The organism is Acidovorax sp. SUPP1855, from assembly GCF_030158955.1.
Taxonomy (GTDB): Bacteria; Pseudomonadota; Gammaproteobacteria; order Burkholderiales; family Burkholderiaceae_C; genus Paracidovorax.
The window spans coordinates 232,431-241,545 of record NZ_BQXI01000004.1 but is presented as its reverse complement, the minus strand read 5'-3'; the positions used below and the strand labels follow the sequence as shown (position 1 = coordinate 241,545).

The window sequence follows — 9,115 nt, the reverse complement described above, 5'->3', positions numbered from 1 at the left end:
AAGGCGCATGTGCGCCGGCTCGGACAGTTCCTAGAATTTTCCATCGGCCATCCAGTGCCGCTGGCCTGCATGGCTGCGGCATGGCTCCACTTCAATGGAAAAACATGGGACTTTGTGGATCTTCATTGCGAAGCAACGCTTCGCCTCGACACAGCTACGTATCCAGCGCGCAGGCATCCCCAGCCGCAACGCCGGCGGCCTCCGACGTGGAGTCGCCGGCAATCTCGCCCCGATCCAGGGCGTCATCACCGGGCGGTGGGCTGGCGCCTCGTGCATCCCTGGCGAACCAGGCGGCCACTCCTTCCATGTTGCGCGAAGAAGCATTGCGGCTGCAACGCTCCGGCTACTGCGCTACCCCGTCCAGCGCTGCAGCCTTTCTTGACTCAATGCCCAAAGGCTCTGCCTACCAGGACCTTCAGGGGCCTGCATTGGGCCGCTACATGGGTGCGCTTGCCGAAGATGTGGACGCGCTGGCCTCCCACAGCCGGCTCGGCATGCCGATGGCCAGGGCTTGCGCCAGCGATGCCATGATGTCGGCGGTCGCTTACGGCTCCATCGGAACGCAACTCAGCCTGTCCGACCGGTCTACGCTTTTGCATACGCTTTATGGCATGCGCGAGGCGGCGCGCGCGCAAGAAGAACTCAAGCCCTGCCTGCAGGGCGTGCCTGCGTTCAGAGGCATGGCGGCCCAGGAGGCATGGCGCATGGTTCTGGACCATGCCGCCTGGACCGAAGGGCCTGCAGCTGGCCTGCGCTACGAGAACGAGCCCGGCTACATGGGCGGCATGCTGGACGGTTTGCGCAAAATGCTGGTGCACCAGCGGCAGGGCCGGGAACTCGATACCGAAATGCTGGTAGATCTGCATGATGCGTGCACGGCGGGTGTATTCCGCCGGGGTGCGCTGGACCAGAACGTCCATGACGTGGATGACATTCCTTCATTCAAACCGCTGGCAGCTTCTCCCACCCGTGTGGAAGGACAACTGCCGTCCGGACTCCGCCACTGCGAGGATGTCGAATTCCATCTGGACGCAGACGTCGGCAACGTCAGCTCGGAGGGATTGAAGGAGCTACTGAAGAACGAACGTGCCATGCCGGCAGACCAGCGCAATGGCCTGTGGCTCGTCGACAGGAATGATCGCAGTGAGCGACACCGCCTCACGGCCGCGCATCAATGGCACCCGGGCACCTATCTGGTGCGCTTGGCGACCCCTGCCCTGGACCGTAGCGACAATGCCGAGAAGGCATCGCTGATCCTGCGCGAATACCGCACGGACGTCGCCAAGGCATCTTCCGAAAAGGAAAAGTTGCGGGCCATCGCACGCTGCGCGCAGCGACTGGAGCAGGCCCACCTCTTCATGGACGGCAACGCACGGACTACGGGCTTCCTGGTCGTCAACAAGCTCCTGCTGGAAAACGGACTCGCACCCACGCTGATCGCTGATCCCAACCACTTCGACGGTCTTTCGGCCAACGAACTCGCAAAGGACATCCAGCGGGGACAAACCTTGTTCAAGCGCTACTGTGTCGCGGCTTCATGAGCGCATTGCGGCCAAGCGAGACGGCCGCATACCCTGCATTGCAAGAAGTGCCAGTGCCCGCTCGCCGCGCCACGGGGTTCCTTGAGCATGGGTTCATCCGCCTGCCGAGCCAAACATCCCTGACAGCAACTCGGGCAGGCGCTCCGCCCCCATGCGGAACCCGCAGGCCTGCGCATGGCCGCCGCCGCCCATGCTCTCGGCCAGCACCGAGCAGTCGAAGTTGCGCTGCGAGCGCAGGCCCACCTTCACCTTGCCCTCCTTGCTGACGATCCACATCAGCGCGAACGTGCCGCACTGCTTGGACAGCATCTCGCCGATCAGGCTGTGGAAGGCGCCCGGGGCATTCACCATGAGGCCCTGCTTGCCGTTGAACGTGATCGGCTGCGCGCCGCCCGCCACGTCAGCGGCGAGGTGGCGAAACTTCTCGTCCATGGCATTGCCGCGTGCCACGAAGGCGGCGGACTGCTCGGGCGTGAACGCGGCGATGGCCTCCCAGCGCGCGAAGTCGAAGGGCTCCATGTCCAGCGCGGCCAGGTAGCCGGCGCTCTCGGGGTAGGCCCAGGCCCAGATGTCGCGGTCTTCCACGTAGCGCACCAGGTCGGGCAGCGGGGTGTCGGGGTAGAAAAACTCCCACGCCAGCCGCGCGCCCGACTTGTCCATGTCGAAGTGCACCACGCCGCAGCGGCAGGCAAAGCCGGTGAGCTTTTCGGCAGCGCTCTTGTGGTGGTCCAGCATGACCAGCTTGGCGGCGCGTTCGTCGATGGCGCCCAGGATGTCCGGCGTGAAAGAGAAGTCGAGGATGTACACCGCCCGGCCTTCGAGCGCGGGCAGGTCGTCCACCGACTGCACCTGCCCGTGCGACAGGCCCACGCACTCGGCCTGGCCGCCGTAGTAGCGCCAGGCGGCCAGCGCGGCACCGAAGCCGTCGGCGCAGCGGCCGTGGTACAGGACCAGGGGGTTGGGATCGTTCTTGTCCGGGTGCACCAGCAGTTGCAGGGGCAGGAGGGTTTTCTTCGTGGGGATCGTCATGGGGCGCATTGTCGGGCACTGGGCCTGGGCACTGGCACGGAGCACTCGGGGCGGGGGCTTGGCAGCGGGAGCGTTTTGGCTGTCCAATGCCCCTGGGCCGGCGCCTGGTGCCATGCAGGCCTGCTGCCGGGTGTACGACCGATCCGCAAGGAGTTTTCGATGCGCAAGCTGTCCCTCTGCGTCCTGGCCCTGTTCCTGGCCGGCTGCGCCACGCGCGGCGCGGACAGCCTATCGCTCGGCGCGCCCGGCAGCGCGGGTCATCCCGCCGATCCCGCGCGCCAGGCGGCCGACCTGGCCGACTGCCAGCGCTACGCCAGCCAGATCGGGGTGGCCAGCGAGACCGTGGACGGCCTGGTCGCCGGCGCCGTGCTGGCCGCCACCGTGGTCTGGGCGCTGGGCGGCAGCCGCAACGCGGTGCAGGATTCGGCGCTGATCGGCGGGGCGCTCGGCGCCACGCAGGGCGTCCAGGCACTGGAGCGGCGCCAGGGCATCGTCGCCAACTGCATGGCCGGGCGCGGTTACGCCGGCAGCACCTACCCGGCCGTGGCCGCCGTGCCGGAGCCCAACCAGCCCGCCCGTTCGGCACACGCCGACTACACGCCCCTGCCCGCGCGCGCCATCGGCACCGACACGTTCAACGCCGAGCGCCTCGCACGCGACCGGTCCTGCACCGCCACGCCCATGGCCTGGCTGGCCGCCAAGGGGCCGGGTTTCGAGACCTACACCGTGCCCTGCAGCAACGGCGACGCCCTGGCGATCCGCTGCGAATTCGGCCAGTGCCGCGTGCTGCGCTGAGGCGCGTCCGGCAGCCAAGGGCCCGCTGCATGTCAGGGAAGCGCGGCGTTTCCGGCGTCCAGCGCCGGAGGGCGCAGCAGGTCTTCGTTGACGCCCATGGTCTGGCTGGCGCGCTCCACCGCCTGCCACAACGGCGCGGGCATCTGCAGGATGTCCTCCGGTGAGCGGGAGCGCGCGATCCATGCACTGATCTGGAAATGCTGCTCGTGGGTCAGCAGGTCAAGGTTCAGCATCTCGTCGATGGTCTTCATTGCAATTCGATTCCTGGGCAGGGGCCATGCCGGCACCCCCGGGGCGAAATGCCCGGGGTGGTCTTGACCACATGGTGCCATGAGCGCCCAGGTCAAGCGGCCGAGGGCGCTCGCGGCCACGCCGCGCGTCAGGGGGCGGACAGCGGGCGCATCCTCCCGGCCAGGTCGCCCTGGCCGCGCGACTGCAGCGCGTCGGCGGCGCCGGCGATGTCGCGCGCCTCGCGGTTCTGGCTGAGCTTGGACTTGCCCACCAGCGCGGTGAGCGCGATCTCGATGCCCACGATGTGCTGCAGCAGGCCGTTGATGAATTCGGGCGCCGAATCGCCCATCTTCCAGGGCCGGGGCTCGGCGGCCTCGTGCTGGCGCGTCAGCCGCGCCACGATGCGGCGCACGAAGCGTTCGTCGTCGTGCACGGTCAGCACGCCGTGCGCGTGCACCACCTCGTAGTTCCAGGTCGGCACCAGGCGGTGCGACTCGTGCTTGCTCGGGTACCAGTTGGGCGAGATATAGGACTGGGGGCCGTGGAACACCACCATGACCGGCGTGCCCGTGGGGCAGCGCTGCCACAGCGGATTGGCGCGGGCCACATGGGCCGACAGCCGGCCGAACGGGCCCACCTCCGGGTCGAACTCGAACGGCAGGTGGTCGGCGTCCAGGCCCCCTTCGCCGTGGGTGACCAGCGTGCCCAGGGGGTGCTCGCGCAGGAGGCGCTGCAGGGCTTCGGGCCGGTTTTCGGCGAAATGCGGTGGGATGTACATGGGTGGGGCTCGGTCGGAATGCGGTGCACGAGACTGTCATGCAGAACCGGCACAATCCGAAGAGCCAGTTTTTCACCATTTCAATGGACCAGTTCCACCCCCCTGCCCCGCCCTGCACCGGCCGCCGCATCTACGACCTGCTGCGCGCGCAGATCGCCGACGGCACGCTGGCCGCCGGCGCGCGGGCCCCGTCCACCCGGGCCCTGGCCACGGACCTGGGGGTGTCGCGCACCACGGTCACCGCGGCCTACGAGCAACTGGCGGCGGAGGGCTTTCTGGTCACCGCCCCGGGGCGGGCGGCCCGCGTCGCCCTGGCGCCCGCCGCCGTCGCCCGGCCCCGGGCCGCCGACCCGGGCGGCGGGGGCCCGCCCGCCCCCGCGCTGTCCGCCTTCGGACAGCGCCTGGCCGGCATGGACCTGCCCGCGCTGCCCGCTGCGGAGCCCGCGCGCATCGATTTCCTGTACGGCGCGGTGGCCTCGCGCGACTTCCCGGCGCTGGCCTGGCGCCGCGCCTACCAGGCCGAGCTGCTGCGCCACCAGCACAGCCTGTGCTACATCCCGCCCGAAGGCGATGCCGCCCTGCGCCGCGCCATCCAGGGCTATCTGCGGCGCGCGCGCGGGCTGGCCTGCGACACCGGGCAGATCCTGGTGGTGCACGGCTCCCAGCAGGGCATCGACCTGTGCGCGCGCCTGCTGCTGGACGCGGGCGACACCTTCGCCTTCGAAGAGCCCGGCTACCTCATGGCGCGCCGGTGCTTCGAGGCCACGGGCGCGGGCCTGCGGGCCGTGCCCGTGGATGCGCACGGCCTGGACACCGTGCAGCTGCCCGAGGACGGCCGCGTGCGCTTGGCCTATGTGACCCCATCGCACCAGTTCCCCCTGGGCGGCGTGCTGCCCATCGGCCGGCGCATGGCGCTGCTGCAATGGGCGCAGCGCCACCGCGCGTGGATCGTCGAGGACGACTACGACGGCGAATTCCGCTACGGCCAGCGCCCCATCGACGCGCTGCAGTCCATCGACCCCGATGGCCGTGTGATCTACATGGGCACCTTCTCCAAGGCGCTGTCGCCGCAGCTGCGCCTGGGCTACCTCGTGCTGCCGACGGCCCTGGTGGCGGTGTTCCGCCAGGCCAAGCGCATGGCCGACCGGCATGCGCCGGTGCTGGAGCAGCGCACGCTGGCCGCGCTGATCGAAACCGGCGCGTACGAGCGCCACGTGCGGCGCACCCGGCGCGAGCACGAACGCCGCCGCGCCGCGCTGGCCGATGCCGTCGCCCGCCACCTGCCGCCCACTGCGGAGCTGGCGGGCACGGCCGCGGGACTGCACGGCGTGCTGTGGCTGCCGTTCCTCCGGCCGCAGGACGAGCCCGCCCTGGCCGAGGCCGCCCGCGCGCAGGGCGTGGGCATCTACCCCGTGTCGCCGCTGTTCGCCGACGCGCAGCGCGGCGGGCCGGCGCGGCCCGGCGGGTGGGTGCTGGGGTATGCGAGCCTCACGGTGGAGCAGATCGAGCAGGGCATCCGGATCCTGGGGCGCATCGTGGCCGCCTGGGGCGCGGGGGCGCCCGCCCCGGTGCCACCGCGTTGAGGGCCGGGCCGAGAAGCGGAGGGTGCGGTTATCCTGCCCGCCGACCCCGCCCCGGCCCCATTCCCTTTTTCCGCACTGCATGTCCACCCTGCACATTCTCTGGCGCGACGAGCACCTCGTCGCCGTGTACAAGCCCGCCGGCTGGCTGGTGCACCGCACGGGGCTGGACGCGGGCGAGACCCGCTTCGTCATGCAGGCGCTGCGCGACCAGATCGGGCAGCACGTGTACCCGGTGCACCGGCTGGACAAGGGCACCTGCGGCGTGCTGGTGATGGCGCTGCACCCGGCCGCGGCGCGCGCGCTGTCGCAGGCCTTCGAGCACCACGCGGTGCGCAAGCGCTACCTCGCCCTGGTGCGCGGCTGGATGCCCGATGCGGCCGAGGTGGACCACGCCCTGCGCCCCGACGACGCCCCGCCCGACGCCCCCGTGCAGGACGCCCACACCACGCTGCGCTGCCTGGCCCGGCTGGAACTGCCCGAGGCCGCCGACCCGCGCTTTCCCGGCACGCGCGCCTCGCTGGTGGAGGCCCGGCCCACCACCGGGCGGCGCCACCAGATCCGCCGCCACCTCAAGCACCTGGCGCACCCCATCCTGGGCGATGCCACGCACGGCAAGGGCCCGCTCAACCGCTGGTGGGCCGAACGCCTGGGCCGCCAGCGGCTGTGGCTTCACGCCTGGCACCTGGGCATGGCGCACCCCGTCACGGGCGAATGGCTGGCCCTGGACAGCGGGTTGCCCGACCCGTGGGCGGCCAGCCCCCAGACCGCCGCCACGGGTGCGCACCCCGCGGACGATGCGCTCGACTGGCAGCAGCGCGTGCTCGCCCTGCCCTGGCGATCTGCTGGATGAGTGCCCTTTGCCAACGGCCGCGTCCTACCTGCGGTATCGCCCGTGGCTGCTGGCAGGGGGCCGGCGCGGCGCCGACATTGGTCGGCGGTAAAGCGCCCCGCACCCCTTCCCTTCATTTTTCATGAGGTATTTCCGGATGACCCAGACCCGCCCCCGTTCCACTCTGCCATGCGGAGCCCGTCGATGATGGGCTGGTGGGACCAGATCGCCACCACCGTGGCCGCCGAATTTTCCGACCTCACCGACCTGGGCCAGGCCACGCGCATCGTGGTGCGCCTGGGCATCGCGGGACTGCTGGGCGGCCTGCTGGGCTGGGAGCGCGAGAACAAGGGCAAGGCCGCCGGCGTGCGGACCCACATGCTGGTGTCGATGGGTGCAGCGATGTTCGTGCTGGTGGCGCAGCAGGCCGGCATCAGCGCGGGGGACAACAGCCGCGTGCTGCAGGGCATCGTGGCCGGCGTGGGCTTCCTGGGCGCAGGCACCATCCTCAAGGGCGACGGCGAGAGCCAGGTCAAGGGCCTGACGACGGCCGCCGGCATCTGGCTCACCGCCGCCATCGGCGTGGCGGCCGGCCTGGGCCTGGAGGCCACGGCAGTGCTCAGCACGCTGCTGGCGCTGGCAATCTTCAGCGCCGTGCCGCTGCTGCAGCGCCTGACGGAACGCGACAGCCACCCGGACACCAAGTAGCGGCCTTCGGCGTGTACCATCGCGCCACGGTCCCATCCGGCGACCCGCAACGGAGCACTCCATGGCCAAAGGCGAACAGCGCAGCAACAAGATGGTGAAGAAGCCCAAGAAGGACACTTCGCCCCCCAAGGAAGGAAGCGGCTCCGACCGCCCCATGGCACCCATCACCGCGGTGATGCCGCGCGGCAAACTGAAGAACAAGTAACGGCAACGGCCCACGGGCCCACCGGCGCCGGGCCCTGCCGCCCGGCCCACCCACAGCGGCCTGCCCTGTTTTCACGGCGCAGGCCGCTGTTTTTTCTTCTTGGGCGCGGGCCAGATCCACTGCGGCATGGCGGGTGCCCCGGGTGCGGCGGCCGCCGCAACGGCAGCCGCAGGGGCCGCGGCCGCCTCGAAGTGCGGCCCCGGGCCGGCCTGGGCCAGCAGGTCCTGCGCATTGCGCAGCGGGCAGTCCTTGAGCGAAAGGCACCCGCAGCCGATGCAGCCATCGAGCTGGTCCCGCAGCTGCGTCAGCATGCGGATGCGGTCTTCCAGATCGCTCTTCCACGCCGCGGACATGCGCCGCCAGTCCGCCGCCGTTGGCGTGCGCCCCTGCGGCAATGCCTGCAAGGCTTCGGCGATGCCCGACAGCGGCACGCCCATGCGCTGGGCCACCTTGATGACCGCCACGCGCCGCAGCACCGATCGCGGATACCGCCGCTGGTTGCCCGTGCTGCGCACGCTGGCGATGAGCCCCTTCGATTCGTAGAAATGCAGCGCCGACACCGCCAGCCCGCTGCGCGCGGCGACTTCGCCGACGGTCAGTTCGGGGGTGGGGCCGGGGCTGGCCGGGGATACCGGTGGGGGCGTGGCTCGGGGCGGACGGGCGGATTGGGAAGGGGGCATGGCAAGCGTCGCAAGCGAAGCGGCGACGGCGACCGTCGCACAGGGTTGACCTCAAGTCTAGTTGAGGTTCGATACTGCCCACTTTCCACTCCATTCCCACCGGTCCATGTCCATCGCCACCGCGCCTGTCCCATCCGCTCCATCCGCCGCCACCCCATCCGCCGCCACCCCATCCGCTCCATCCGCCGCCACCCCATCCGCACCCGCGCCGCAGCCCCACGGCCCGGCCGCGGCCGCGTACGTTCCGCCGCCCGGCGGCCAGCGCGCCGCGCCGCTCGCCCTGTCCTTCCTCAACCCGGACGGGCTGTACGACCCGCGCCCCAATGGCTATTCGCACCTGGCCGTGGTGCAAGGCGCAACGCGCACGGTGCACGTGGCCGGCCAGGGCGGTGAAGATGCGCAGGGCCGGCTGGCCGACGGTTTCGCGCCGCAGGTCGCCCAGGCCCTGGCCAACCTCGGCACCGCGCTCGCGGCCGCCGGCGCGCGGCCCCGGGACGTGGCCAGGCTCACGGTGCTCATCGTGGACCACAGCGAGCAGCGGCTGCACACCTTCGGCCAGGCCCTGATGGCGATGTGGGCCGGCGCCCCGGCACCCGCCTGCACCCTGATCCCCGTGCCGCGCCTGGCGCTCGACGGCATGCTGTTCGAGATCGAAGCCCTCGCCTACGTGCCTGCCGGCTGACCGGCCGCCGCTTCCACACACTCCATCCCTCCACCGTCGCGCCCGACACCGAGA

11 protein-coding genes are annotated in these 9,115 nt (G+C 70.8%); 7 read left to right on the top strand and 4 right to left on the bottom strand.

The features are described 5' to 3' along the window. Positions 1-305: 305 nt before the first annotated feature. Positions 306-1,541, top strand: a complete 1,236-nt coding sequence (locus tag AVMA1855_RS05635; RefSeq protein WP_284424924.1) for a Fic family protein — start codon at positions 306-308, stop codon at positions 1,539-1,541. Positions 1,542-1,634: 93 nt separating this feature from the next. On the opposite strand, the gene AVMA1855_RS05630 is transcribed toward AVMA1855_RS05635, so the two are convergent. Continuing rightward, positions 1,635-2,570, bottom strand: coding sequence for a DHH family phosphoesterase (locus tag AVMA1855_RS05630; RefSeq protein WP_284424923.1), 936 nt, complete (start codon positions 2,568-2,570; stop codon positions 1,635-1,637). A gap of 159 nt (positions 2,571-2,729) precedes the next feature. On the opposite strand from AVMA1855_RS05630, the gene AVMA1855_RS05625 reads away from it, so the two are divergent. Next, entirely contained in the window at positions 2,730-3,365 is a 636-nt protein-coding gene (locus AVMA1855_RS05625; protein ID WP_284424922.1) for a glycine zipper family protein, read from the top strand. 32 nt (positions 3,366-3,397) lie between these two features. Here AVMA1855_RS05625 and AVMA1855_RS05620 read toward each other — a convergent pair whose 3' ends face one another. Together AVMA1855_RS05620 and AVMA1855_RS05615 are read right to left on the bottom strand one after the other, a co-directional pair. Next, complete coding sequence (locus AVMA1855_RS05620; RefSeq protein ID WP_284424921.1) at positions 3,398-3,616, bottom strand: hypothetical protein; 219 nt, start codon at positions 3,614-3,616, stop codon at positions 3,398-3,400. 128 nt (positions 3,617-3,744) lie between these two features. Beyond that, positions 3,745-4,374, bottom strand: coding sequence for an FMN-binding negative transcriptional regulator (locus tag AVMA1855_RS05615; protein WP_284424920.1), 630 nt, complete (start codon positions 4,372-4,374; stop codon positions 3,745-3,747). An 83-nt stretch (positions 4,375-4,457) separates the two neighbouring features. On the opposite strand from AVMA1855_RS05615, the gene pdxR reads away from it, so the two are divergent. The 4 genes from pdxR to AVMA1855_RS05595 all read left to right on the top strand — a co-directional run bounded on the left by pdxR (position 4,458) and on the right by AVMA1855_RS05595 (position 7,699). Then, complete coding sequence (pdxR, locus tag AVMA1855_RS05610) at positions 4,458-5,957, top strand: MocR-like pyridoxine biosynthesis transcription factor PdxR (protein WP_284424919.1); 1,500 nt, start codon at positions 4,458-4,460, stop codon at positions 5,955-5,957. Positions 5,958-6,036: 79 nt separating this feature from the next. Beyond that, positions 6,037-6,807, top strand: a complete 771-nt coding sequence (locus AVMA1855_RS05605) for a pseudouridine synthase (RefSeq protein ID WP_284424918.1) — start codon at positions 6,037-6,039, stop codon at positions 6,805-6,807. Positions 6,808-6,990: 183 nt separating this feature from the next. Next, complete coding sequence (locus AVMA1855_RS05600; protein WP_272569737.1) at positions 6,991-7,494, top strand: MgtC/SapB family protein; 504 nt, start codon at positions 6,991-6,993, stop codon at positions 7,492-7,494. Between the two features lie 61 nt (positions 7,495-7,555). Continuing rightward, complete coding sequence (locus tag AVMA1855_RS05595; protein WP_284424917.1) at positions 7,556-7,699, top strand: hypothetical protein; 144 nt, start codon at positions 7,556-7,558, stop codon at positions 7,697-7,699. A 71-nt stretch (positions 7,700-7,770) separates the two neighbouring features. Here the strand turns inward: AVMA1855_RS05595 and soxR are convergent, their stop codons facing one another. Beyond that, a complete protein-coding gene (gene soxR / locus AVMA1855_RS05590) occupies positions 7,771-8,379 on the bottom strand; it encodes a redox-sensitive transcriptional activator SoxR (RefSeq protein ID WP_284424916.1) in 609 nt (202 codons plus the stop codon). A 280-nt stretch (positions 8,380-8,659) separates the two neighbouring features. On the opposite strand from soxR, the gene AVMA1855_RS05585 reads away from it, so the two are divergent. Next, on the top strand, positions 8,660-9,061 hold the full coding sequence (locus AVMA1855_RS05585) for a RidA family protein (protein ID WP_284424948.1): 402 nt from the start codon (positions 8,660-8,662) through the stop codon (positions 9,059-9,061). Positions 9,062-9,115 lie beyond the last annotated feature (54 nt).